This window comes from Pseudomonas sp. LBUM1646, assembly GCF_059716165.1.
Window position 1 is genome coordinate 1,858,347 of the sequence record NZ_CP166810.1, and the last position, 24,519, is coordinate 1,882,865.

Sequence of the window (24,519 nt, forward strand, 5' to 3'; positions counted from 1 at the left end):
ATGGACCATGGCTCGTCGCCGTCAACCTGAAGAACACGTCAATCATGAGCGTTGGCTGGTGTCCTACGCCGACTTCATCACCCTGCTGTTTGCGTTCTTCGTGGTCATGTACTCGATCTCTTCGATCAACGAAGGCAAGTACAAAGTCATCTCGGAAGCGCTGATCGGCGTGTTCACCGATTCGGACCGTGCCCTCAAGCCGATCCCGATCGGTGAAGAGCGACCGGTGACCGTGACCCCGGCCAAGCCGCTGGTCAAGGATGCCGAGCAGGTCGACGCCGGCATCTCAGGCGCCAGCGATCCGCTGAAAACCATTGCCGACGACATCAGCGCCGCGTTCGGCGATTTGATCAGCTCCAACCAGATGACCATTCGCGGCAACGAGTTGTGGGTCGAGATTGAACTCAACTCCAGCCTGTTGTTCGGCAGCGGCGACGCGATGCCCAGCGACATGGCCTTCAACATCATCGACAAGGTCGCGGCGATCCTGAAACCGTTCGACAACCCGATCCACGTCGAAGGTTTTACCGACGATCAACCGATCCGCACGGCGCAGTACCCGACCAACTGGGAACTGTCCTCGGCCCGTTCGGCGAGCATCGTGCGCATGCTGGCGATGCAGGGTGTGAACCCCGGTCGCCTGGCGTCGGTGGGCTACGGTGAATTCCAGCCCGTGGCCAACAACGCCACCGCCGAAGGCCGCGCGCGCAACCGTCGGGTAGTGCTGGTGGTTTCGCGAAATCTCGATGTACGTCGCAGCCTCACAGGCACCGGAACCGCTAATGCAAAACCGGATGCCGCATTGAAGCGTGCTGGCACACAAACTGCACCGACCCCGGTCAAGTCGCCGGGACGAGAGAGCGCCGTCAATTCTCCGTCACCCGCATTAATACGTTGAGCTATTTCTCGGTCGACCTGATCGGCCGGGAGGAACAATCCGAATGAGAGTCTGGGCAGTTGCCAATCAAAAGGGTGGTGTTGGTAAAACCACTTCCTCTATCGCTTTAGCCGGGTTGCTGGCCGAGGCGGGCAAGCGCGTGGTCATCGTCGATCTTGACCCGCACGGCTCGATGACCAGCTATTTCGGCTACGACCCCGACACTCTGGAACACAGCTGCTACGACTTGTTCCTGCACAAGGGTAGCGTGCCCCAAGGCTTGCCTGGCCAGCTGTTGATGCCCACCAGTCACGAGAATATTTCCCTGTTGCCGTCGAGCACTGCGCTGGCGACCCTTGAGCGTCAGTCGCCGGGCCAGAGTGGCTTGGGCCTGGTGATCGCCAAGAGTCTGGCGCAATTGTGGCAAGACTTCGATTACGCGGTCATCGACAGCCCGCCGTTGCTCGGTGTGTTGATGGTCAATGCCCTGGCCGCCAGTCAGCAGTTGGTGATCCCGGTGCAGACCGAACACCTGGCCGTCAAAGGCCTGGAGCGCATGGTCAACACCCTGGCGATGATCAACCGTTCTCGCAAGCAGGCACTGCCGTTCAGCATCGTCCCGACCTTGTTCGACCGCCGCACCCAGGCGTCTCTCGGGACCTTGCGCGTGTTGCGCGACAAGTACCCGGAAGAAATCTGGCAAGGCTACATCCCGGTGGACACCCGCATGCGTGATGCGAGCCGGGCCGGTGTGACGCCTTCGCAGTTCGACGGCAAGAGCCGTGGCGTTCTCGCGTACCGCGCACTGCTCAAGCACCTGCTGGCCGCACAACTCGTCCCGGCGGTGGTCTGATGAACCCAATCCCCGTAGGAGCTGCCGCAGGCTGCGATCTTTTGATCTTGCTTTGTGGCGTCTCTGAAATTGCTAAAAGATCGCAGCCTTCGGCAGCTCCTACACTGGTGCGCGCATGAACCGGCCGGTGAAGGTCACCTCGCGTCCGCAACTGGCGCTCCAGTCTTATCTGGACAGCTTGCTGATGGAGGCAACTGAAGAGTTGCCGCTGGAAGTTGAAGCAGTTTCGGAAGTCGTAGCGGTTGTCGAAGCGGTCGAGGTCGAAGCGGCACTGGACGAGTTCCAGTTGGCGGTGCTCGAAGAACAGGCTCGTGATGCGCGTCCAACGGCGGCCGTTGCTGCACCCGCGGTTGCGCCAGTCGCCGAGAAAGCACCGGTCGCCGTGATCGAAGCCCCGGCCCCGATCCTGGCGCCGGTCTCGACCATCGCACCATTGCTGCAAGCCTTGGTGCCGCCCGTCGTTGAAGTTCACTTGCCGCCGAGCAACACGCCGCCACCGGTGGAAACCGATGGTCGTCCGTCCTGGGCCGCCGAGCCGTTCGAATGCCTGTTGTTCGACGTCGCCGGGCTGACCCTGGCGGTGCCGCTGGTGTGTCTGGGTTCGATTTATTCCCTGGCCGGCCACGAGTTGACGCCGTTGTTCGGTCAGCCGGAATGGTTCCTCGGGATCCTGCCGAGCCAGGCCGGCAACCTGAAAGTCTTGGATACCGCACGCTGGGTCATGCCGGACCGTTATCGCGATGACTTCCGCCAGGGCCTGCAATACGTTATTTCGGTTCAGGGCTACGAGTGGGGGCTGGCGGTGCATCAGGTCAGCCGCTCGTTGCGCCTGGACCCGAACGAAATCAAATGGAGAAGTCATCGAGGTCAGCGGCCATGGCTCGCCGGCACGGTGATTGAGCACATGTGTGCATTGCTGGACGTTTCCGCCCTGGCCGAGTTGATCGCCAGCGGTGGAGCAAAGCACATGGGCGGCAGCAAGCCGCTACACAAATCGACATAGCAGCCGACATAACAAGTAGGCGACGGCATTGTTGAATGCCGCCACACAGAACACACACCGCCAAGCGCGGTTTTTCGAGGGGTCAGGGTATGAGTAGTCACGCGACGAATGCAAAAGGTTCTGAAGATCCGATCCTGCAATGGGTAACCTTCAAACTGGACAATGAAACCTACGGCATCAACGTGATGCGCGTTCAGGAAGTCCTGCGTTACACCGAAATCGCCCCGGTCCCGGGTGCCCCGAGCTACGTGCTGGGCATCATCAACCTGCGCGGTAACGTGGTCACCGTGATCGACACCCGTCAGCGCTTCGGCCTGATGAACGCCGAGATCAGCGACAACACCCGTATCGTCATCATCGAAGCCGACAAGCAAGTCGTCGGGATCATGGTCGACAGCGTGGCCGAAGTGGTTTACCTGCGTCAGTCGGAAATCGAGACCGCGCCAAACGTCGGCAACGAAGAATCCGCCAAGTTTATCCAGGGCGTGTGCAACAAGAACAACGAACTCCTCATCCTGGTCGAACTGGACAAGATGATGAGCGAAGAAGAATGGTCGGATCTGGAGAACATCTGATTGATTCTTGAGGTTGCAGTCATTGTCCTGTTCTTGTTTTGGGCAGGCACGCTGGCCATGTTCCTGGCGTACATCCGCGGCCAGCGACTGATCGCCGCGCAACAGGCCGAGGGCGATGCGCTGCGCGATCAGCGCATCAAGGACCTGGCCAAGCGCGTCGACAACTACCAGAGCGGCAACGTGCGCATGGGTGAAGACCTGCACGAACTGCGCGCGGTGGTCAGCCCGTTGCCGGACAAACTGGCCCAGCTGGAACAACGCGACCCGTCGAGCCTGTCGTTTGCCCAGGCGGCGCGATTGGTGGGCATGGGCGCGAGCGTCGATGAACTGACTCAGTCGTGCGGCTTGACCCAGGCTGAGGCGGAGTTGATGAGTAAGATGCACAAGAACTGAGAAAGATCAAAAGATCGCAGCCTTCGGCAGCTCCTACGGGTGTACGCAAACCCTTGTAGGAGCTGCCGAAGGCTGCGATTTTTTTTGCGTTTAAACGCTGATTTTCCGGGGCGATGAGATCGTTCCCACGCTCTGCGTGGGAATGCCTCTTGGGACGCTCCGCGTTCCGCTCTTGAACTGTGACGCGGAGCGTCACGGCTGCATTCCCACCGCAGAACATGGGAACGATCAGTAGTCGTCGCCGCGATCGGTGACGTCCTTCTCAACCATCGGCGCATTCGGATCCAGCCCCTGTGGGAACTTCCCCTTCAAATTCCACGCAAACGCAATAATCTCGGCAATCGTGCGATACAACTCCTCCGGAATACTGTCTCCCAGTTCCATCTTCGCCAGCAGCCTCACCAGCTCCGGGTTCTCGTAAATCGGCACTTCGCATTCGCGGGCAATTTTCAAAATCGCTTCGGCCAGTTCTTCGTCGCCCTTGGCGGTGAGGGTCGGGGCGTGGCTGCCGTCGTATTTAAGGGCGATGGCCTGGCGAGGAGTGTTGGGGTTTCTCATGCGGTTTCGTCGACCCAGCGTTGTTCGAGGCGGGTTTGTGCGCCTTGGGGTGGAGTGCCGAGGTGGCAATCGAGGTCGCCGACGTTGAGGCCGGACGCCAGCAAGCGTTCGCGCAGCGCGGCCAGGTTGCTTTCGATCAGGCTCGCGGTGTACGGGCGTTCGGCCCACAGCTGGCTGGACAGGCTGCCCTGAATCAACTGCGCCTGAACCTGCAACGGCCCTAGCGGCTCCATGTCGAATGCCAGCTCGACCCGCCACAGTTGTTGTTTCGGTTCCCGTTCTTCACGCCGTTCGTTTTGCGCTTCTTTTTCCGGCGCTTCTTCGCGTTGGAACTTGACCTGCAACGGCACGATGTCCTGCAGGTTGCGCATCGGGATTTCCAGCTGCCAAGTGCTCATCAGCCGCCCATCGTCAGTGACGCCGGTTTGTTCCAGGCTCGACAGTTGATGGCTTTGCAGGCGCGAAACGGCGGCGGCTGCCAGACGCAACAAATGCTCAAGATCGCCTTCGCCATCCTGGTTTTGCAATAACCGATCAGGCAGCGGGAAATGGGTTGGCAGCGGTTTGGCGCTGACCTGGCCGAGCATGCCCAGCGCACTGCGCACGAAATTTGGCATCGCCTGGGCCAGGGTATTGGCGGCAATGATCGCGGTGAGGTTGGTGTTAGGCGGGGTCAATTGCGCGATCAGCTTGAGCAGGTCGGCTTTCATGTCCGGGGCCAGCGTCGGGGTCTGGCCGGTCAGCAGCTTCGCTTCGAGGAACATACCGCTGTTGGCCAACGCCAGGGCCAGGCCTTTTGGCGTACTCAATTGCTGCACGTCCGGCAGCCCGGCGAGCAGTTTGTTCACGGCGGCTTGCAGGTCGGCGGAGGTCTCGTCGGTCTGCGGCAGGTTCTGCAAGGCACTGAGCAAACCGTCCAGCGACCCCTGGCGGCTCTGCTGGGTGGTCAGCTGCTGCGACACCGCCAACTGGTCCTGGCGATTGCTCAGCGGCAGGAATTTCAAGGTCTGTGTGTCTTGCACCAAGGCACTCAATAGCGTGCCAATGCGCAGCGGCTGAGGACTGTCGATGGTCAGGGTGCTGCCGCTCAGTGTGGTGTTGAGCAGGCTCACCATTGAACGAAAAACCGTGGGCTGGCCCGGCGTCTGCGGCAACACCTGGGAGGTCAGCACTTTGCCTTGCAGCAAGGTGCCAACCGGCAGTTGCGCGGTGTCGAGGCGGGTGAGGGCGGCAACGTTGGAGGCAATCGCCTGTTGCACCGTGATCGCCAGGTTGCTGGCCGACGGTTGGGTGATCGCGAGGTTGGTGCCGGTGGGCAGCGGTTGCGTGCTGGTGGCCTGGACCGTGGTCTGGCGGCCGCTGTCGAGGGTGACTTTGAGCAACAGTTGAAAGGTCTGATCCGCCTGCTTCAGCGACAGCACTTCAGCGTTGGCGGTCTGGCCGGCACTGATCAGGCCCTCCATCGGCGTCAGCAGCTTGAGCAAGTCGCCACTGACCACCTGCGGACGTGTGGCGGTCGGCGCAGTCTGGGGGACTGGGAGGATGTTCATTTCGCCTGTCATACGCGGTCACAACCTTCGGAAAATGCGCTCTTTAGAGTAAGGCATGGCATGTATAATGCCGCCCGTCTTTCAGGGAGCGGTGAAAACATTGCAATTGTTTTGACGCAGCTCTCTAAAACCGGCCGCCAATGCATCTATGCTGCATCTCTTTAGCGGCCGCGCCACTGCCGACTTGAACCGCCGACTTGAAACGCCGATTTGAAACGAAAAGGCCCGTGATCTCTTGAACAGTCCACTCCTGCAAACCGTCGACCTCGCCTGTGAGCGAGACCTTCGGCTGCTCTTCGAAAATCTCGAATTGAGACTGTCCAGTGGCGAAATGGTGCAGATCAGCGGCCCGAACGGCAGCGGGAAGACCAGTTTGCTGCGCCTGCTGTCCGGGTTGATGCAACCGACCGCCGGTCAGGTGCTGCTCAACGGTCAGCCGCTGAACGAGCAACGCAGCGAGTTGGCGCGCAACCTGCTGTGGATCGGCCATGCTGCCGGGATCAAGGATTTGCTGACCCCGGAAGAGAATCTGAGTTGGTTGTGCGCCCTGCACCAGCCGGCGAGCCACGAAGCGATCTGGCAAGCGCTGGCGGCTGTCGGGCTGCGAGGATTCGAGGACGTTCCGTGCCACACCTTGTCTGCCGGCCAGCAACGCCGTGTGGCCTTGGCGCGCTTGTATCTGGACAGTCCGCCGCTGTGGATCCTCGACGAACCCTTCACCGCGCTCGATAAACAGGGCGTGGCGCAACTCGAAGAACATCTGGCCGCCCACTGCGAAAGCGGTGGCATGGTGATTCTGACCACCCACCACACCCTGAGCCGCCTGCCGGCCGGCTATCGCGACATTGATCTGGGGAACTGGGCCGTATGAGTGTTTTCGGCCTGTTGGTCGCCCGTGAGGCTCGCTTGCTGTTCCGCCGTCCGGCAGAGTTGGCCAATCCGCTGGTATTCTTCGCCATCGTGGTGTCGCTGTTCCCGCTGGCGGTTGGACCCGAGTCTCAATTGTTGCAAACCTTGTCTCCGGGACTGGTCTGGGTAGCAGCCCTTTTATCGGTTTTGCTCTCGCTGGACGGGCTTTTCCGCAGTGATTTCGAAGACGGATCGCTTGAACAGTGGGTCCTTTCGCCGCACCCCCTGGCTCTTCTGGTTTTGGCCAAGGTACTGGCACACTGGGCCTTCTCTGGCCTGGCACTGGTTTTACTTGCGCCACTGCTGGCGTTGATGCTCGGTTTGCCTGCCGCCTGTCTGCCGGTGTTGCTGCTTTCTTTATTGCTGGGTACACCGGTGCTGAGCCTGCTCGGTGCGGTGGGCGCGGCGCTGACGGTCGGATTGAAGCGCGGTGGCCTGTTGCTGGCGCTGCTGATTCTGCCGCTGTACATCCCGGTGTTGATTCTTGGCAGTGGCGCCTTGCAGGCTGCACTCCAAGGCATGCCGGCGACCGGTTATCTCTTGTGGCTTGGTAGCCTGACCGCCCTGGCGATAACGCTTACACCTTTTGCAATAGCTGCTGGCCTGAAGATCAGCGTCGGCGAATAATAATGAGGTCTGGTTATTTTTTAACCGATTTTTGTTAAAAAAAGCAGACCCTTGGCTCTTCAATAGCGAAGAGCACCCGTGATGGAAACAGTAATGAACTGGACCTGGTTTCATAAGCTCGGCTCGCCCAAATGGTTTTACGGCATCAGTGGCAAACTGCTGCCGTGGCTGAGCGTCGCGGCGTTGCTGCTGATTAGCGTCGGCATCGTCTGGGGCCTGGCTTTCGCGCCGCCGGACTACCAGCAAGGCAACAGCTTTCGCATCATCTATATCCACGTTCCGGCCGCCATGTTGGCGCAGTCCTGCTACGTGATGCTGGCGGTGTGCGGTGTGGTCGGGCTGGTCTGGAAGATGAAACTGGCCGACGTCGCCCTGCAATGCGCGGCGCCGATCGGTGCCTGGATGACCGCCGTGGCGCTGGTCACCGGGGCGATCTGGGGCAAACCGACCTGGGGCTCGTGGTGGGTCTGGGATGCGCGACTTACGTCCATGCTTATCCTGCTGTTTCTGTACTTCGGTCTTATTGCGCTGGGCAACGCCATCAGCAATCGTGACAGTGCGGCCAAGGCCTGCGCGGTGTTGGCGATTGTCGGTGTGATCAATATCCCGATCATCAAGTACTCGGTGGAGTGGTGGAACACCCTGCACCAGGGCGCAACCTTCACCCTCACCGAAAAACCGGCGATGCCCGCCGAGATGTGGCTGCCGCTGCTGCTGACGGTGCTGGGTTTCTACTGTTTCTTCGGCGCGGTGCTGTTGCTGCGCATGCGTCTTGAAGTGCTCAAGCGCGAAGCCCGGGCGAGCTGGGTGAAAGCCGAAGTGCAGAACAGTCTGGAGGCTGCTCGATGAGTTTTGCTTCATTCGGCGATTTCCTCGCCATGGGCCATCATGCCCTGTATGTCTGGTCGGCCTATGGCATCTGCCTGGCGGTGCTGGTTTTTAACGTGGCGGCGCCGATCCTGGCCCGCAAGCGGTATCTGCAACAAGAGGCGCGTCGTTTGCGCCGGGAGAACGGCAAGTGAATCCGCTGCGCAAAAAGCGTCTTATCATCATTCTCGCGATCCTGGTTGGGGTCGGCGCAGCCGTCGGCCTGGCCCTGAGCGCCCTGCAGCAGAACATCAATCTGTTTTACACGCCGACCCAGATCGCCAACGGTGAAGCTCCGCAAGACACGCGCATTCGCGCGGGCGGCATGGTCGAAAAGGGCTCGCTGCAACGCTCCGGCGACTCGCTGGACGTGAAATTCATCGTCACTGACTTCAACAAATCCGTGACCATCAGCTATCGCGGCATCCTCCCGGACCTGTTCCGCGAAGGGCAGGGCATCGTCGCCCTGGGCAAGCTCAACGCCGAAGGCGTGGTGGTGGCCGATGAAGTGCTGGCCAAGCACGACGAGAAGTACATGCCGCCGGAAGTGACCAAAGCCCTGAAGGACAGCGGCATGTCGGCACCCACTCCTGCGAAAGAGGGCTAACCCATGACGTCTGGAATCTTTATCCCCGAATTGGGCCAACTGGCGATGATCCTGGCGCTGTGTTTCGCGCTGGTTCAGGCCATCGTGCCGTTGATGGGGGCCTGGCGTGGTGACCGCCTGTGGATGAGCCTGGCCCAGCCGGCCGCCTGGGGGCAGTTTGCCTTCCTGGCGTTTTCCTTCGGCTGCCTCACTTATGCGTTCATGACTGACGACTTTTCGGTGGAGTACGTCGCCAGCAACTCCAACAGCGCCTTGCCGTGGTACTACAAATTCAGCGCCGTATGGGGCGCGCACGAAGGCTCGTTGCTGTTATGGGCCTTGATCCTCGGTGGCTGGACCTTCGCCGTATCGGTGTTCTCCCGACAGTTGCCGCAAGTCATGCTCGCCCGCGTGCTGGCGGTGATGGGCATGATCAGCACCGGTTTCCTGTTGTTCCTGATCCTCACCTCCAACCCGTTCGCGCGGATCCTGCCGCAAATCCCGGCGGACGGTCGTGACCTCAATCCATTACTGCAAGACATCGGCCTGATCGTTCACCCGCCGATGCTGTACATGGGTTATGTCGGTTTCTCCGTGGCCTTCGCGTTTGCCATCGCCGCGCTGCTGGGCGGTCGTCTTGATGCGGCGTGGGCGCGCTGGTCCCGTCCGTGGACCATCGTGGCCTGGGCCTTCCTCGGTATCGGCATCACGTTGGGTTCGTGGTGGGCCTATTACGAACTCGGCTGGGGCGGCTGGTGGTTCTGGGACCCGGTGGAAAACGCCTCGTTCATGCCTTGGCTGGTCGGTACGGCGCTGATTCACTCGCTGGCGGTCACGGAAAAACGTGGCGTGTTCAAGAGCTGGACCGTGTTGCTGGCCATCGCCGCGTTCTCGTTGAGCCTGCTCGGGACCTTCCTCGTGCGTTCCGGCGTGCTGACCTCGGTGCATGCCTTTGCCTCCGACCCTGAGCGCGGTGTGTTCATCCTGATTTTCCTGCTGTTTGTGGTCGGCGGTTCCCTGACGCTGTTCGCCCTGCGCGCGCCGGTGGTCAAGAGCCATGTCGGGTTCAACCTCTGGTCCCGGGAAACCCTGCTGCTGGGTAACAACCTGGTGCTGGTGGTGGCGGCGTCGATGATCCTGCTTGGCACCTTGTACCCGTTGATCCTCGATGCGATGACCGGTGCCAAGCTGTCGGTCGGCCCGCCGTACTTCAATGCGCTGTTCATTCCGTTGATGGCGTTGCTGATGGTGGTGATGGCGGTCGGCATGCTGGTGCGCTGGAAAGACACCCCGGTCAAATGGCTGGTGGGCATGTTGACCCCGGTATTGCTCGGCAGCGCCGCGTTGGCCGTGGTGGCTGGCGTTGCTTACGGTGATTTCAACTGGGCGGTGATCGCGACCTTCATGCTCGCGGCCTGGGTGTTGCTGGCCGGTGTCCGCGACATTCTCGACAAGACTCGCCACAAAGGCCTGATCAAAGGCCTGCCGACCCTGACCCGCAGCTATTGGGGCATGCAGGTCGCTCACCTCGGCATCGCCGTGTGTGCGCTCGGTGTCGTGTTGTCGAGCCAGAACAGTGCCGAGCGCGACTTGCGCCTGGCGCCGGGCGAGTCCATGGACCTGGCCGGTTACCACTTCATCTTCGAAGGCGCCAAGCACTTCGAAGGGCCAAACTTCACCTCCGACAAGGGCACGATCCGCGTGATCCGCGATGGCAAGGAAGTCAGCGTGCTGCACCCGGAAAAACGCCTCTACACCGTGCAGAACTCGGTGATGACCGAAGCCGGGATCGACGCCGGTTTCACCCGTGACCTCTATGTCGCTCTCGGCGAACCGCTGGGCGATGGCGCCTGGGCCGTGCGTGTACACGTCAAACCGTTCGTGCGCTGGATCTGGTTCGGCGGCCTGCTCACAGGTTTAGGCGGGTTGCTGGCGGCGCTGGATCGCCGTTATCGGGTCAAGGTGAAAAGCCGCGTGCGTGAAGCGCTTGGTATGACGGGAGCCACTGCATGAGACGTTGGTTGATGCTGTTGCCCCTGGCAATTTTCCTGGTGGTGGCTGTTTTCCTGTATCGCGGTCTCTACCTGGACCCGGCCGAGTTGCCCTCGGCGATGATCAACAAGCCGTTCCCGGAGTTTTCCCTGCCAGCCGTGCAGGGCGACAAGACCCTGACCAGGGCCGATATCCTCGGTAAACCGGCGCTGGTCAACGTCTGGGGCACCTGGTGCATTTCCTGCCGGGTCGAGCATCCGGTGCTGAACAAACTGGCCGAGAAGGGCGTGGTGATCTACGGCATCAACTACAAAGACGTCAACGCCGACGCTTTGAAGTGGCTGGCGGAATTCCACAACCCCTATCAACTGGACATCCGCGATGATGAAGGCACTTTGGGCCTGAACCTCGGCGTCTACGGCGCTCCGGAAACCTTCTTCATCGACGCCAAGGGCATCATCCGCGACAAGTACGTCGGTGTGATCGACGAACAGGTCTGGCGCGAAAAACTGGCGGCCAAGTATCAGGCGCTGGTCGACGAGGCCAAGCCATGAAGCGCTGGATTGCCGCTGCAGTATTGGGCTTGAGCATGGCCGGCGTGGCGCACGCGGCCATCGACACTTACGAGTTCGCCAAAGAAGGCGACCGTGAGCGTTTTCGCGAGCTGACCAAAGAACTGCGTTGCCCCAAGTGCCAGAATCAGGACATTGCCGATTCCAACGCCCCGATTGCCGCTGACTTGCGCAAAGAGATTTTCCGCATGCTCGGCGAGGGCAAGGACAATCAGCAGATCATCGATTTCATGGTCGATCGCTACGGTGATTTCGTTCGCTACAAACCCGCTCTGAACGCCAAGACCGCTTTGCTCTGGTTCGGCCCGGCCGGCCTGTTGCTGGGCGGCTTCGTCGTCATCGCCGTGATCGTTCGCCGTCGTCGCGTGCAACGCGCTGACACCCCGGACACGCTTTCTGCCGAGGAGCGTGAGCGCCTCGATCACCTGTTGGATAAAAACCAAGAATGATTGATTTCTGGCTCGCTGCAGGTCTGCTACTTCTGGTTGCCCTGAGTTTTCTGTTGATCCCCGTTCTACGTGGCCGTCGCGCCCAGCTCGAAGAGGATCGTACCGCCCTGAACGTCGCGCTCTATCAAGAACGCCTGGCTGAGTTGCAGACTCAGCAGGAAGAGGGCGTGCTCAACGCCACGCAAATGGACACCGGCCGTGCCGAAGCGGCCCGTGAGTTGCTGGCGGACACCGAAGGTGTTGCCGCGCCACGGGTATCGCGACTGGGCAAACCGTTGCCGCTCCTAGCCGCAATATTGGTGCCGGTGTTGGGCTTGGGTCTGTACCTGCATTTCGGCGCCAGCGACAAGGTCGAACTGACCCGTGAGTTCGCCCAGGCGCCACAGTCGATGGAAGAGATGACCCGTCGTCTGGAACGCGCAGTCGCTGCTCAACCGGATTCGGCGGAAGGCTTGTACTTCCTCGGTCGCACCTACATGGCTCAAGATCGTCCCGCCGACGCGGCGAAGATTTTCGAGCGTACCGTGAACCTCGCCGGTCGCCAGCCGGAACTGCTCGGCCAATGGGCGCAGGCCCAGTACTTCGCCGACGGCAAGAAATGGTCGGACAAGATCCAGGCCCTGACTGACGAAGCGTTGAAAGCCGATCCGAAAGAAGTCACCAGCCTGGGTCTGCTCGGTATCGCCGCATTTGAAGCTGAGCGCTTTCAGGATGCCATCGACTACTGGAATCGCCTGCTCGCGCAACTGCCGCCGGACGACAACTCCCGTGGCGCACTGCAAGGCGGGATTGCCCGGGCTACCGAAAAGCTTGAAGCGAGCGGCGGCAAAGTGGCCCAGGCACCTGTCACCAAAGGCGCGTTGCTCAAGGTCCGTGTCGATCTCGCGGCTGACCTGAAAGCCAAGGTTCAACCGGGTGACAGCGTGTTCATCTTCGCCCGCGCCACCTCCGGTCCACCGGCGCCATTGGCTGCCAAACGCCTGACCGTGGCTGACTTACCGGCCACTGTCGAACTGGGTGATGCCGACGCGATGATGCCGCAGTTGAAACTGTCGAACTTCCCTGAAGTCCAACTGGTTGCGCGCATCTCCCGCGCCGGCCAACCGACTGCCGGCGAATGGATCGGTCGCAGCCAGCCCTTGGCCAGCAGCACCACCGCGCCGCAAAAACTGACCATCGACAGCCCGGATAAATAACAGGAAGCGCCCCTATGACCGCCATCGCTCGTATCACCCTGCTCAGTATGGTTTTGGGGTTAAGCGCTTGCGTGGTCCAGCCGCAGCAGCCTGACCGACTGCCACCGATCCCACCGTCGCAGCCGCGGCCGACGCCGTCCCCGACACCAACGCCGGGCAAACCGAGCATTCCGGCCAAACCGGCCAAGCCGCTGCCTCGCACCTCGGCCAGCTTCGCCCCGCCACCGGGGGGCAACAGCCACTGGGATGCGAAGATGGGCGTCTATGTACTCGACGACCAGCCCAACACCTTCTACCGCCAGCGCACCTACTACCGCTGGAACAACGGCTGGAGCCGCTCGATCAGCCCGAACGGGCCGTGGGAAGATACGGACATCCATGGCGTGCCGGGTGGGTTGGGCAGGCAGTTTGGGGAGTAAATAGAAACGGCGATCTCAGGATCGCCGTTTTTTTTGTCTGGATTTCGAAAAGATTGCAGCCTTCGGCAGCTACGGGACCGCGTACGCGCGTACTCCGCTTTTGTAGGAGCTGGCGAAGCCTGCGATCTTTTGATCTTGATTGAGCGCACTGCGTCGTCAAAGAATGGAGCGGTAATTGTTCAGCGCCTCGACTGACCGGACCAAGCCTTGGCGCGACAGAAGATTGAGATAAGTACTGACATCCATCGACGGCATTTTTAATTGTTTGCGTTGCCGTTGAGCCGTGGCCACAACGGCTGCCGGGTCCAGATCAAACAGGTTATCGACGAACTCGTCAGGATGCTGTGCCTCGATGCCAAATGGCTCCAACTCGGTACAGGGAAAGTCTTTTTGATTGAAGGTCACGATGACACTGGCGTTGCAGCGAATGGCAGCCGCCAGGACATGACGGTCATTCATGTCCGGTAGGGTCAACCCTTCAACAAGATTTTCGTAACCAGTGACACAGGCATCGGGGATTGCCAGATCCATCAGCTCGGATGTTCGATCCAGTTGCTCTGTTGTCAGGTCTGGACGGTTCTTCAGCAGATTGCGTTTCCATTCGTTGTGTATCTCCAGTGACCACCGCGCCCTAAAACGTCCTGAAAGCGCGAGCCACATCAGGAAATCTCTCAACGGGGCGGGGTACAAAACACATGCGTCATATACAGCGGTAAAAGGGGAGTGCCTCACTCGTATCCTGTCCTTAACGCTTGTGCTTGCTCGGCGAGAAGCGTCATTGCTTGCTCGCTGGCGGTGTCGCGCCGGTTTTTATAATCCATCAAATCGGCAAAGCGCACACGTCGGTGCTTGCCTGTTTTGTGGTAGGACAACTCGCCGGATTCCAGCAGTTTAATGAGGTGTGGGCGTGAGACATTGAGCAGGTCCGCGGCTTCCTGAGTCGTCAGTTCTGCGTGAACCGGGACGACTTTGACGGCATTACCCTCCGCCAATGCGGCCAGGATATCGACCAGCAACCGAAGGGCTGACGTGGGCAGTTCGACGCTATGGGCTTCATTTCGCTCGTCGAATATCTGGATGCGTTGGGTTTCGAATTGTGTCGCGAGATAGGCGGCGAGGGCGCGCTGACCTTCGATAGCGGCCTGAACTTCGCGTGCCATGGGCAGGTTTATCGGTGGATGGATGACTAAGGACATAATGATTTCCAACATTCAAAGTAGCGATGCTGGAAGGCTATTCGAATCAAACGAAAATCGCAATAAACGAAACTGAAGCTTGTTTAAGACTTTTTTGCCATCAACGCCTGAACGTAATCGGCAAACGCCCGAGCCTTGGCACTGGCCATTCTTCCCGTTGGAAACACCGCCCACAGGTCCTGATTCGGCAGTGCCCAATCGCTCATCACCTCCACCACCGCGCCACTGGCCAGCTCCGGCGCAAACATCCACTCGGACGCCATGGTCAGCCCCAGATGAGCCAGGACCGCTTCACGCAGGCCTTCGGCGGCGTTGACGCGGATTCGGCCGCTGATGATCACTGGGTGTTCTTCGCTGGTTTTTTTGAACGGCCAATTCGCACCGCCGCCCAGGCTATAAACTATGGCTTGGTGTTTAGACAGGTCGGTAGGGCAGGCAGGTTTGCCGTGCTTTTCGAAGTACTGCGGCGTGCCCAGCACCACGCGCCGGCATTCGGCGATCTTGCGGGCGGTGAGGCCGGAGTCGCTCAAGGTGCCCATGCGCAGGGCAACGTCGACGCCTTCTTCCACCAGATTGATGTTGCGGTCGTCGAGCATAAGGTCGATGTTCAGTTGCGGATTCTGATCGAGAAACGGCCCCAGGTGCGGCACGATGTGTTGCCGGCCGAAGGTCACGGCGGCGCAGATTCGCAGGTTGCCGGTCAGCCCGCTGGCGGCACCGCGGGCGGCGTTGTCGGCCTCGTTGGCTTCTTCGATGGCACGTTTGGCTCTATCGAAAAAGGCCAGGCCCGCCTCGGTCGGTGTCAGGCCACGGGTCGAGCGCAACAACAGTCGCACGTCGAGCCGGGTTTCCAGGTGCGCGATGGTTTTCGACACGGCGGGCTGGCCGATATTCAGGCGCCGGGCTGCGGCGGAAAACGAGCCGGTTTCCACCACGTAGACGAAGGTTTCCATAGCGGCCAGGCGGTCCATCGGTTTTCCTTTTTTCTGTGAATCAAATCAGCCGCGAATCGCAGCCAGCATTGCGTCAGGCTCTGGTCGCTGAGTGTAATCCGGGTTGACCTCGGCGTAACGGATCACGGGAATGTCCAGCCTTCCAATCACACTCTGTAAAACAACCGAACGTCGAGCTTTCGATTTTTGTGCTTGAGTAAAGATAACTCTAGAGTTACTTTTGTTTGGGCCGGAGCAAGGAGGCTGGTGGTGCAAAGCAGGTTATTGATCAAGGAACTGGAGGAGGCGGGCTGGACACTGGATCGGGTCACCGGCAGTCATCACATCTTCACTCACCGTTACAACCCCTACACGTTTCCCGTCCCGCACCCGAAGAAGGATTTACCGATCGGGACGGTCAAAAGCATCAGGAGGCGAGCCGGGCTGTATAGCCCGCCAGCCAGTTACGCAGGAGATCCATAATGCAATATCCTATCTGTATCGAGTGGGGCGACGAGAACACCGCCATCGGTATTCAGATCCCCGATATTCCGGGCGCAGTGACTGCCGGGGATACGTTTGAAGACGCCTATAACGCAGCAGTCGAGATTGCCCACATCATGCTGCAAGAGATTGCGGCTGACGGGGAGCCGATTCCGATGCCGACTTCAGCGGCTGCACATCGTGGCAATCCTGAGTTTGCCGATATGGGCTGGGGAATGCTGGAGTTGGACATTGCGCCTTACATGGGCAAGACCGAGAAGGTCAATGTCACGCTGCCCGGTTATGTCATCCAGCGTATTGACCGTTATGTACGCGAGCATAACGTCAAAAGCCGCTCCTCCTTTCTGGCGGATGCGGCGATGGAAAAGCTGGTTCGGCACTGAGAGGTGACGGTTACATCGCCTTCGCGGGCAGGCCCAAGGCCTGCCCGCGATTGCTTTAAAACCTCACGCCGTCGCCAGCGAACGCTTCTGCGAAACACTCAAAAACCGCAACAACGCCACCAACGGAAACGCGCTACCCACAATCACAATCCACAACCAGCCGCCATGCTCATACACCGCACTGGCCACAGACGAACCAAACGCGCCGCCGATGAAGATGCTGGTCATGTACAGCGCATTCAAACGGCTGCGGCTCTTGGCGTCGAGGGCGTACACCGCGCGTTGGCCGAGGACCATGTTCATCTGCACGCAGAAGTCGAGCACCACGCCGGTGACGGCCAGGCCGATCACGCTGTAGATCGGGTGTATGAAGGCCGGCAGGAAGCTCAGGCTGGCGAACACCAGGGCCAGCAGTGAGGCTTTGCGGGTGTGCCCGGCATCCGCCAGTCGACCAGCAATAGGTGCGGCAATGGCACCGATGGCGCCGACCAGGGCGAAGATCGCGATCTGGGTTTGGCTCAGGCCATGATTACGCGCCAGTTCCAGTGGAACGGCGGTCCAGAACAGGCTGAAGGTGGCGAACATGCAACCCTGGTAAAACGCCCGTTGGCGCAAGACCGGTTGTTGGCGCAGCAACGTCCACAGCGAACCGAGCAATTGGCCGTAAGAGGCGCTGTGATCAGGCTGACGCTTGGGGATCGTCAACGCCAGCACGATGCTGATCGCCGCCATCAACGCCGCCGCAATGATAAACATCGCGCGCCAGCCGAAGTGATCCGCCACCACGCTGGACACCGGACGCGCCAGCAGAATACCCAACAGCAACCCGCCCATGATCCCGCCGACCACCCGGCCGCGAGACTCTTCCGGCGCCAGGTGCGCGGCCAACGGAATGAGGATCTGCACCGACACCGAACTGAAACCCACCAGCAACGAAATCAGCAAAAACACATTCGGCTGATCGGTAAACGCCGCGCCCAGCAGGCTGGCAATCGCCACCAGCGTGGTGATGATCATCAGCTTGCGGTTTTCCAGCAGGTCACCCAGCGGCACCAGGAAAAACAGGCCCAGCGCATAGCCAATCTGGGTCAGCGAAACGATGAAGCTGGCCATGGTGCTGGTCAGGCCAATGTCCGGCGCAATCAGGCCTATGATCGGCTGGGCGTAGTAGATGTTGGCGACAATGGCGCCGCAGCAGAAGGCGAACAACATCACCATGCCTTTGGTCATTGTCACGGCGCTGTGGGGCGCCTGAGTCGCTGGGTTCATAACGTGTCTCGCTAAACTGGAGGAATGCGCGAAGGCTAAAGGGCTGACCAAAACGGCGGAAGAGAGGTTGGAGTGATAGTAATCATTCCTTTGCGGAATGAATGACGGACGCGTGTGCTGTCCATCGATGAACCTTGCGTCAAAACATTCAGGTCCGATGATACATTCACTTACATCTTGTTCGATAGCGTGCTTATGTTCTCTCTTCACGTTTCATAACAGGAAGGCACTTCCATGAATGCGATGTTTCGTCACCTGATTCGCGGTGCATCAGTGGTTACCTTGATCAGCTTGTTCACGGCAGCTGCCGCCCAGGCCGCTGAAGCACCGGGCATGCGCATCGGCGTACGCGGCGAGATTACCGGTGTCAGCGATGACACCTTGAAAGTCCACGCCAACAGTGGCGAAAACGTGGTGATCAACCTGACCAAGGACACCAAAGTCCGTGCCGTCACCTTGGCCAATATCGAAGACATCAAACCCGGCAGCTATATCGGCTCAGCGGCGATTCCCCAGGATGACGGGACGCTCAAAGCCCTTGAAGTCCACGTCTTCCCACCCGAATTGGCCGGCAGCGGTGACGGCCATCGGCCCTTTGACTTGGCCAAAGGCAGCAGCATGACCAATGGCAGCGTTGGCGATCTGGTGGTCAGTAATGGCCGCACGCTTACCGTCAATTACAAGGGCGGCCAGCAGAAGATTCTGGTGCCGGAGGATGTGCCGATTGTGAACCTGATGCCGGGGGATCGCAGCTTGCTCAAGGTCGGGGTGAAGATCGTGACGTTCGTAACCCAGAGTGCGGACGGGACGCTGACAGCGCAATCCATCTCGGCCGGTAAGGATGGCGTGACACCGCCGATGTAACCCCCGTAACCGATCGTTCCCACGTTCCGCGTGGGAATGCCTCAATGGACGCTCCGCGTCCGCTGTTGGGACGCGGAGCGTCCCGGGCTGCATTCCCACGCAGAGCGTGGGAACGATCAACGGCGGATCGCCGTCGTGCGGTGGGTTTGGGTGACACAGCGGCCACAAAAAAGGCGACCTCTGCAGGTCGCCTTTTTCATGACTGTTTAACTCTTACTGTGCATAAATCTGATCAAAGATCCCGCCATCATTGAAGTGGGTCTTCTGCACGGTGCGCCAGTCGCCAAAGGTCTTCTCTACAGACAAGAAATCAACCTTCGGGAAACGATCCGTGTACTTGGCCAACACCGCCGGGTCGCGCGGACGCAGGTAGTTCGCCGCCGCAATTTCCTGGCCTTCCGGCGACCACAGGTACTTCAGGTATTCCTCGGCTGCCGCGCGAGTGCCTTTCTTGTCGACGACTTTATCGACCACTGACACCGGCGGCTCAGCCTCGGCGGAAACACTCGGATAAATCACTTCAAACTGGTCGCGACCAAACTCGCGGGCAATCATTTCCGCTTCGTTTTCGAAGGTCACCAGCACGTCGCCGATCTGGTTGGTCATGAAGGTGGTAGTCGCTGCGCGGCCACCGGTATCGAGCACCGGCGCTTGTTTGAACAGTTTGCCGACGAAGGCTTTGGCCTTGTTTTCGTCGCCGCCGTTTTTCAGCACATAGCCCCAAGCCGAGAGGTAGGTGTAGCGGCCGTTGCCCGAGGTTTTCGGGTTCGGCACGATCACTTGGACGCCGTCCTTGAGCAGGTCGGGCCAGTCTTTCAGGGCTTTCGGGTTGCCTTTACGGACGATGAACACGGTGGCCGAGGTGAACGGCGCGCTGTTGTTCGGCAGGCGGGTGACCCAGTTGTCCGGAACCAGTTTGCCGTTGTCCGCCAAGGCGTTGATGTCGGTGGCCATGTTCATGGTGATGACGTCAGCCGGCAGGCCATCGATCACCGAGCGTGCCTGTTTGCTGGAGCCGCCGAAGGACATCTGCAAGGTGATGTTTTCGTTGTGCTCGGCTTGCCAGTGTTTCTGAAACGCAGTGTTGTAGTCCTTGTAGAAATCGCGCATCACGTCGTAGGAAACGTTAAGCAGGGTCGGTGCGGCCTGAGCCACGCTGGTCAGTGCCAGGCCAGCGGCCAGAAGTGAGGCGCCAAAGAGTTTTTTCACTGCGCATTCCTTGTTCTAAATAGGTGTTTTTATTAAAAGTGAGGCAATTTGCCAGCGACTATAGCCGGGCTTGCATAGGCCTTTAAAGATTAAAAAGCACTTTGCTTATTCCATTTTTTTGAACAGCTGATTGCCACATCGCGAGCAAAACGCCGCGCCATGCTCATGGCTGTTCTTCTTGCACACCGGGCAGTCGTGTTGCAGTTGTTCGCCGCGCATGGCGTTGGCCAATTCGGCAGTGAAAATCCCGGTCGGCACGGCGATGATCGAGTAACCGGTGATCATTACCAGCGACGAAATTACCTGGCCCAGCGGGGTCTTCGGCACGATGTCACCGAAGCCCACGGTGGTCAGCGTCACGATAGCCCAATAGATGCCTTTGGGAATGCTGGTGAAGCCGTGTTCCGGGCCTTCGATCACGTACATCAGCGTACCGAACACCGTGACCAGCGTGCAGACGCTGACCAGAAACACCACGATCTTTTGCTTGCTGCCGCGCAATGCCGACATCAAGTAGTTGGCTTGCTTGAGGTACGGGCTGAGCTTGAGCACACGGAAGATCCGCAGCATCCGAATGATCCGGATGATCAGCAGGTACTGTGCATCGGCGTAATACAGCGCAAGGATGCCGGGTACGATCGCCAGCAAATCCACCAACCCATAAAAGCTGAACGCATAACGCAAAGGCTTGGGTGAGCAGTACAGGCGCAGGCCGTATTCGATGGCGAAGATGATCGTGAAGCCCCACTCGATGTACGCCAGCACATCGGCGTAGTTCTGGTGGATCGCGTCGATGCTGTCGAGCATCACGATCACGATGCTGGCGAGGATGATCAACAGCAAGATGCCGTCGAAGCGCCGCCCGGCCTTGGTGTCGCTCTGGAAAACCATGACGTAAAGCTCTTCACGCCAGTTTTTGCTGATGTCCATGGATAACGCCTGAACCAATAATCAGCGAAGCCTAGGGTGATTCTCCCCGGTAGCGCAAGGCGCACTGTCTTTGGCGGCCTGGCGCAGCAGCCGAAGGCCGGCGCGAATCAGCCAACAGGCGAGGATGAACGGTGCGGTCAGCGTGGTCAGGCCCACTGCGGCGAAACCCGGTGTCAGCAGCACCGCCAGCACAATGCCCAGCAGTGGTAGCCAAGGCTGGCGACGGATCTGGCTGAAGGCGAGGGCGGCGAGCACTGGGTTGTAGCTGCTCAAACCGAGCAGAGCGCTGGAGGTTTCGTGATGCAGCAGGGCGAATCCGAGACCGGCCAGCGAACCGAGCAATGCCCAGAAAAAGGCACGGCGGTCGGCGATCAGTAAACCCACGGCAATCAGTGCGCCAGCCAATGGATGACCGAGAAACATCACCTGCCCCAACCCTTTCACTGAAGCAGCAATCACGTTAACGGTGTTCATTTCAATCAGCGGCGCAGGATGTAGTGGCGCAGCAAACGCGAGCAGCATCCAGCTCAAACCAACGAACGGCGCGGTATAGGCGGGCAGGCACTGATGATCCCGGCAACGCTTGAGCCATTGCTCGGTCAGCATCGCACTCAGGCCTGCGCAGGCGATGATCAGCGGCGGTAACAATGCGGACCAGGGGAAATACAGGCTCAGCAGCAAGCCGAGCAAGACACCGTTGTAACTGAACAGCCCGGCCTGACGATCGGCCTTGGCATAGCCGCGCCGTTGCGCGGTGAGCAACCCGGCGACACCACCCAGCAGCGCACCGCCGAGCAAGGTCGGCGCGGTAAAAAGAATCGCCAACAGGCACAGCAGACCGCACAGCGGGTGGCGCTGGAGAAAGATCTGACTGAAGCCGTTGAGCAGGGCAGTGGCCCAGTCGGGGCAGTGGGTGTTGAAGTGCTTGGCAGGCATGATAAGGGTCGTTCAGTACTGATCGTTCCCACGCTCTGCGTGGGAATGCCTCAATGGACGCTCTGCGTCTGCTCTTGGGATGCAGAGCGTCCCGGGCTGCATTCCCACGCGGAGCATGGGAACGATCATCGTGTGGGGTTAAATCAGGGTTTCGATACGCAACGAGTTGGTCGACCCCGGCTGCCCAAACGGCACACCCGCCGTGATCAACAACGTATCGCCGCGCTGCGCCATGCCTTGGGCCTGGGCAATCTCCAGCGCCGTCGAGCACACCTCATCCACCTGCCGCAGCCGATCATTGACCACGGAGTGCACGCCCCACGCCACGGTCAAGCGGCGCGCGGTTTGCAGGTTCGGCGTCAGGTTCAGGATCGGCACCGTCGGCCGCTCCCGCGCCGCACGCAAACTCGATGTGCCGGACTCGCTGTAATTCACCAGCACCGCCACCGGCAACACGTTACTGATGCGGCGAATCGCACAGCTGATCGCATCGGAAACAGTCGCCTCAGCCTTCGGTCGGCTCACGTCCAGTTGCGCCTGATAATCCGGACCGTTCTCCACCTGACGAATGATCTTGCTCATCATCTGCACAGCTTCCACCGGGTATTCGCCGGACGCGGTTTCCGCCGACAGCATCACCGCATCCGCACCTTCCGCCACGGCGTTGGCGACGTCCGTCACCTCGGCGCGGGTCGGGGCCGGGGAGAAGCGCATCGACTCGAGCATTTGCGTCGCCACCACCACCGGTTTACCGAGTTGGCGGCAAATGGTGATGATGTTTTTCTGAATCTGCGGCACGCTCTCAGCCGGCACTTCCACGCCCAGATCACCGCGAGCAACCATGATCGCGTCGCTCAATTCGGCGATTTCACGCAGTTGAGTGACCGCTGACGGCTTCTCGATCTTGGCCATCAAAAACGCCTTGTCGCCGATCAGCGCGCGGGCTTCGCGGATGTCTTCCGGGCGTTGCACAAACGACAACGCCACCCAGTCCACACCCAGCTCCAGACCGAAGCTCAAATCGCGACGATCCTTGGCCGTCAGCGGGCTCAGGTTGAGCACCGCTTGCGGCACGTTCACGCCTTTGCGATCCGACAATTCGCCGCCATTGAGCACGGAGGTATCGATCGCGTCGGCGTACTTGGTCACCACCCGCAGACGCAGCTTGCCGTCGTCCAGCAGCAGGTCCATGCCGGGCTCCAGCGCAGCGATGATTTCCGGGTGTGGCAGGTTCACCCGGCGTTGATCGCCCGGGGTTGGATCGAGGTCCAGGCGCAGGGCCTGGCCGCGATGCAATTGCACCTTGCCTTCGGCGAACTTGCCGACTCGCAGTTTCGGGCCTTGCAGGTCCATCAGAATCCCGAGCGGGTAATTCAGTTGACGCTCGACTTCGCGAATCCACTGATAGCGCTGCGCATGGTCGGCGTGATCGCCGTGGCTGAAATTCAGGCGGAAGATATTCACCCCGGCCTCGACCAGCTCACGGATGTCATCGATCCCGTCCGTGGCCGGGCCGAGGGTGGCGAGGATTTTGACCTTTTTATCAGGCGTCATTTTTTGTGCTCTCGAGAATCAGGATGGCGCGGAAGTCGTTGACGTTGGTGCGGGTCGGCTCGGTGACGATCAGGGCGTCCAGCGCCTCGAAATAGCCGTAGCCATTGTTGTTGTCCAACTCGTCGCTGGCGCTCAAACCGAGGGCGACGGCGCGGGCGTAGCTGTCCGGGGTCATGATCGCGCCGGCGTTGTCTTCGGAACCGTCGATGCCATCGGTGTCGCCGGCCAGCGCGTAGACGCCGGGCAGGCCTTTGAGGCTGTCAGTCAGGCTCAGCAGAAACTCGGCGTTGCGCCCGCCGCGACCATTACCGCGCACGGTGACCGTGGTTTCGCCGCCGGACAGAATCACGCACGGCGCTGCCAATGGCTGGCCATGCAGGACGATCTGCCGCGCGATGCCGGCGTGGACCTTCGCCACTTCCCGGGATTCGCCTTCGAGGTCACCGAGGATCAGCGGACTGAAACCGGCTTGACGGCACTTCACCGCCGCCGCTTCCAGGGATTGCTGTGGGCGGGCGATCAATTGGAAATGACTGCGGGCCAGGCTCGGATCGCCGGGTTTGACGGTTTCCGATTCCGGGATTTGCAGCCAGGTGCGCACGGACACCGGGACTTCGATGGTGTAGCGCTTGAGGATCGCCAGGGCTTCGGCCGAGGTGCTCGGGTCGGCCACGGTCGGGCCGGAAGCGATGACCGTCGCGAGGTCGCCCGGTACATCGGAAATCGCGTAGGTATAAACCGTGGCGGGCCAGCAGGCTTTACCGAGGCGGCCGCCCTTGATCGCCGAGAGGTGCTTGCGCACGCAGTTCATCTCGCCGATGGTCGCGCCGGATTTGAGCAGGGCTTTGTTGATCGATTGCTTGTCGGCGAGGGTGATGCCCGCCGCAGGCAGGGCAAGCAGTGCCGAGCCGCCGCCGGAGAGCAGGAAGATCACGCGGTCGTCTTCGCTCAGGTTGCTGACCAGTTCCAGCACCCGCTTGGCCACGGCCAATCCAGCCGCGTCTGGTACAGGGTGCGCGGCTTCGACCACTTCGATTTTTTCGCAGGGGGCGCCGTGGCCGTAGCGGGTGACGACCAGGCCCGAGACTTCACCCTGCCAGCAGCGCTCGACCACTTGGGCCATGGCGGCGGCAGCTTTGCCGGCGCCGATGACGATCACGCGACCGCTGCGATCTTTGGGCAGATAGGCTTCGAGGACTTGCTGCGGATGGGCCGCGTCGATGGCTGTGGCAAACAGTTCGCGCAGCAGGTGTTGCGGATCGACCGACATGGCGGGCTCCCAATCTTATTGTTCTTGGTATGGTGCTAATGATCGT

Annotated in this window: 29 protein-coding genes; 18 read left to right on the forward strand and 11 right to left on the reverse strand. The window is 60.2% G+C overall.

The features are described 5' to 3' along the window. The first annotated feature begins 7 nt into the window (after nt 1-7). From motD to ACA071_RS08275, 5 genes are all read left to right on the forward strand, one after another. A complete protein-coding gene (gene motD, locus ACA071_RS08255) occupies nt 8-898 on the forward strand; it encodes a flagellar motor protein MotD (RefSeq protein WP_497643893.1) in 891 nt (296 codons plus the stop codon). Nucleotides 899-941: 43 nt separating this feature from the next. Next, nucleotides 942-1,730 carry a ParA family protein gene (locus tag ACA071_RS08260; RefSeq protein ID WP_497643894.1) on the forward strand — a complete coding sequence of 263 codons (789 nt, stop codon included), beginning with the start codon at nt 942-944 and terminating at the stop codon, nt 1,728-1,730. Nucleotides 1,731-1,845: 115 nt separating this feature from the next. Next, nucleotides 1,846-2,733 carry a CheW domain-containing protein gene (locus tag ACA071_RS08265; RefSeq protein ID WP_497643895.1) on the forward strand — a complete coding sequence of 296 codons (888 nt, stop codon included), beginning with the start codon at nt 1,846-1,848 and terminating at the stop codon, nt 2,731-2,733. Between the two features lie 89 nt (nt 2,734-2,822). Continuing rightward, complete coding sequence (locus ACA071_RS08270; protein ID WP_149657007.1) at nt 2,823-3,308, forward strand: chemotaxis protein CheW; 486 nt, start codon at nt 2,823-2,825, stop codon at nt 3,306-3,308. After that, nucleotides 3,309-3,701, forward strand: coding sequence for a DUF2802 domain-containing protein (locus tag ACA071_RS08275; RefSeq protein WP_497643896.1), 393 nt, complete (start codon nt 3,309-3,311; stop codon nt 3,699-3,701). Nucleotides 3,702-3,929: 228 nt separating this feature from the next. Here ACA071_RS08275 and ACA071_RS08280 read toward each other — a convergent pair whose 3' ends face one another. Together ACA071_RS08280 and fliK are read right to left on the reverse strand one after the other, a co-directional pair. Then, entirely contained in the window at nt 3,930-4,259 is a 330-nt protein-coding gene (locus ACA071_RS08280; RefSeq protein ID WP_497643897.1) for an EscU/YscU/HrcU family type III secretion system export apparatus switch protein, read from the reverse strand. Then, entirely contained in the window at nt 4,256-5,821 is a 1,566-nt protein-coding gene (gene fliK, locus ACA071_RS08285) for a flagellar hook-length control protein FliK (RefSeq protein WP_497643898.1), read from the reverse strand. Before fliK ends, ACA071_RS08280 begins: the two co-directional genes overlap by 4 nt. 223 nt (nt 5,822-6,044) lie before the next feature. Between fliK and ccmA the strand changes: the two genes are divergently transcribed. The 10 genes from ccmA to ACA071_RS08335 all read left to right on the forward strand — a co-directional run bounded on the left by ccmA (nt 6,045) and on the right by ACA071_RS08335 (nt 13,426). Then, nucleotides 6,045-6,680, forward strand: a complete 636-nt coding sequence (gene ccmA / locus ACA071_RS08290; RefSeq protein ID WP_497643899.1) for a cytochrome c biogenesis heme-transporting ATPase CcmA — start codon at nt 6,045-6,047, stop codon at nt 6,678-6,680. Then, nucleotides 6,677-7,345, forward strand: coding sequence for a heme exporter protein CcmB (gene ccmB / locus ACA071_RS08295; RefSeq protein WP_007980754.1), 669 nt, complete (start codon nt 6,677-6,679; stop codon nt 7,343-7,345). The genes ccmA and ccmB overlap by 4 nt, the downstream gene beginning before the upstream one ends. Before the next feature lie 93 nt (nt 7,346-7,438). After that, the gene (locus tag ACA071_RS08300) at nt 7,439-8,194 is read left to right on the forward strand and encodes a heme ABC transporter permease (RefSeq protein ID WP_497643900.1); all 756 of its coding nucleotides are present in this window, start codon (nt 7,439-7,441) and stop codon (nt 8,192-8,194) included. Next, a complete protein-coding gene (gene ccmD, locus ACA071_RS08305) occupies nt 8,191-8,367 on the forward strand; it encodes a heme exporter protein CcmD (protein WP_463259771.1) in 177 nt (58 codons plus the stop codon). Before ACA071_RS08300 ends, ccmD begins: the two co-directional genes overlap by 4 nt. Further along, nucleotides 8,364-8,819 carry a cytochrome c maturation protein CcmE gene (gene ccmE, locus ACA071_RS08310; protein ID WP_497643901.1) on the forward strand — a complete coding sequence of 152 codons (456 nt, stop codon included), beginning with the start codon at nt 8,364-8,366 and terminating at the stop codon, nt 8,817-8,819. Before ccmD ends, ccmE begins: the two co-directional genes overlap by 4 nt. 3 nt (nt 8,820-8,822) lie before the next feature. Beyond that, a complete protein-coding gene (locus ACA071_RS08315; RefSeq protein ID WP_497643902.1) occupies nt 8,823-10,811 on the forward strand; it encodes a heme lyase CcmF/NrfE family subunit in 1,989 nt (662 codons plus the stop codon). Then, on the forward strand, nt 10,808-11,344 hold the full coding sequence (locus ACA071_RS08320) for a DsbE family thiol:disulfide interchange protein (protein WP_497643903.1): 537 nt from the start codon (nt 10,808-10,810) through the stop codon (nt 11,342-11,344). The genes ACA071_RS08315 and ACA071_RS08320 overlap by 4 nt, the downstream gene beginning before the upstream one ends. Beyond that, nucleotides 11,341-11,811, forward strand: coding sequence for a cytochrome c-type biogenesis protein (locus ACA071_RS08325; protein ID WP_123409143.1), 471 nt, complete (start codon nt 11,341-11,343; stop codon nt 11,809-11,811). The genes ACA071_RS08320 and ACA071_RS08325 overlap by 4 nt, the downstream gene beginning before the upstream one ends. Next, the gene (gene ccmI, locus ACA071_RS08330) at nt 11,808-13,007 is read left to right on the forward strand and encodes a c-type cytochrome biogenesis protein CcmI (RefSeq protein ID WP_497643904.1); all 1,200 of its coding nucleotides are present in this window, start codon (nt 11,808-11,810) and stop codon (nt 13,005-13,007) included. Before ACA071_RS08325 ends, ccmI begins: the two co-directional genes overlap by 4 nt. 14 nt (nt 13,008-13,021) lie before the next feature. Beyond that, nucleotides 13,022-13,426, forward strand: a complete 405-nt coding sequence (locus ACA071_RS08335) for a hypothetical protein (protein WP_497643905.1) — start codon at nt 13,022-13,024, stop codon at nt 13,424-13,426. 156 nt (nt 13,427-13,582) lie between these two features. Here the strand turns inward: ACA071_RS08335 and ACA071_RS08340 are convergent, their stop codons facing one another. From ACA071_RS08340 to ACA071_RS08350, 3 genes are all read right to left on the reverse strand, one after another. Then, nucleotides 13,583-14,158, reverse strand: coding sequence for a VapC50 family PIN domain-containing toxin (locus tag ACA071_RS08340; protein WP_497643906.1), 576 nt, complete (start codon nt 14,156-14,158; stop codon nt 13,583-13,585). Continuing rightward, a complete protein-coding gene (locus tag ACA071_RS08345; protein WP_497643907.1) occupies nt 14,155-14,622 on the reverse strand; it encodes a helix-turn-helix domain-containing protein in 468 nt (155 codons plus the stop codon). The genes ACA071_RS08340 and ACA071_RS08345 overlap by 4 nt, the downstream gene beginning before the upstream one ends. A gap of 83 nt (nt 14,623-14,705) precedes the next feature. Further along, a complete protein-coding gene (locus tag ACA071_RS08350) occupies nt 14,706-15,593 on the reverse strand; it encodes a LysR family transcriptional regulator (RefSeq protein WP_497643908.1) in 888 nt (295 codons plus the stop codon). Nucleotides 15,594-15,824: 231 nt separating this feature from the next. On the opposite strand from ACA071_RS08350, the gene ACA071_RS08355 reads away from it, so the two are divergent. Together ACA071_RS08355 and ACA071_RS08360 are read left to right on the forward strand one after the other, a co-directional pair. Further along, nucleotides 15,825-16,037 carry a type II toxin-antitoxin system HicA family toxin gene (locus ACA071_RS08355; RefSeq protein WP_497643909.1) on the forward strand — a complete coding sequence of 71 codons (213 nt, stop codon included), beginning with the start codon at nt 15,825-15,827 and terminating at the stop codon, nt 16,035-16,037. Continuing rightward, nucleotides 16,037-16,441, forward strand: coding sequence for a type II toxin-antitoxin system HicB family antitoxin (locus tag ACA071_RS08360; protein ID WP_123409122.1), 405 nt, complete (start codon nt 16,037-16,039; stop codon nt 16,439-16,441). Before ACA071_RS08355 ends, ACA071_RS08360 begins: the two co-directional genes overlap by 1 nt. 63 nt (nt 16,442-16,504) lie before the next feature. Here the strand turns inward: ACA071_RS08360 and ACA071_RS08365 are convergent, their stop codons facing one another. Then, a complete protein-coding gene (locus ACA071_RS08365) occupies nt 16,505-17,710 on the reverse strand; it encodes an MFS transporter (protein WP_497643910.1) in 1,206 nt (401 codons plus the stop codon). Nucleotides 17,711-17,944: 234 nt separating this feature from the next. Between ACA071_RS08365 and ACA071_RS08370 the strand changes: the two genes are divergently transcribed. Next, on the forward strand, nt 17,945-18,574 hold the full coding sequence (locus ACA071_RS08370) for a hypothetical protein (RefSeq protein WP_497643911.1): 630 nt from the start codon (nt 17,945-17,947) through the stop codon (nt 18,572-18,574). A gap of 213 nt (nt 18,575-18,787) precedes the next feature. Here ACA071_RS08370 and ACA071_RS08375 read toward each other — a convergent pair whose 3' ends face one another. The 5 genes from ACA071_RS08375 to ACA071_RS08395 form a co-directional block, all read right to left on the reverse strand. Beyond that, nucleotides 18,788-19,783, reverse strand: coding sequence for a sulfate ABC transporter substrate-binding protein (locus tag ACA071_RS08375; RefSeq protein ID WP_092271375.1), 996 nt, complete (start codon nt 19,781-19,783; stop codon nt 18,788-18,790). Nucleotides 19,784-19,888: 105 nt separating this feature from the next. Continuing rightward, nucleotides 19,889-20,713 (reverse strand): ion transporter, encoded by an 825-nt coding sequence (locus ACA071_RS08380; RefSeq protein ID WP_497643912.1) that lies wholly within the window; start codon nt 20,711-20,713, stop codon nt 19,889-19,891. Between the two features lie 21 nt (nt 20,714-20,734). Further along, nucleotides 20,735-21,649, reverse strand: coding sequence for an urea transporter (locus ACA071_RS08385; RefSeq protein ID WP_497643913.1), 915 nt, complete (start codon nt 21,647-21,649; stop codon nt 20,735-20,737). A 138-nt stretch (nt 21,650-21,787) separates the two neighbouring features. Beyond that, nucleotides 21,788-23,203, reverse strand: a complete 1,416-nt coding sequence (gene pyk / locus ACA071_RS08390) for a pyruvate kinase (RefSeq protein ID WP_497643914.1) — start codon at nt 23,201-23,203, stop codon at nt 21,788-21,790. Next, complete coding sequence (locus tag ACA071_RS08395; RefSeq protein WP_497643915.1) at nt 23,193-24,473, reverse strand: glycerate kinase type-2 family protein; 1,281 nt, start codon at nt 24,471-24,473, stop codon at nt 23,193-23,195. The genes pyk and ACA071_RS08395 overlap by 11 nt, the downstream gene beginning before the upstream one ends. Between the last annotated feature and the right edge of the window lie 46 nt (nt 24,474-24,519).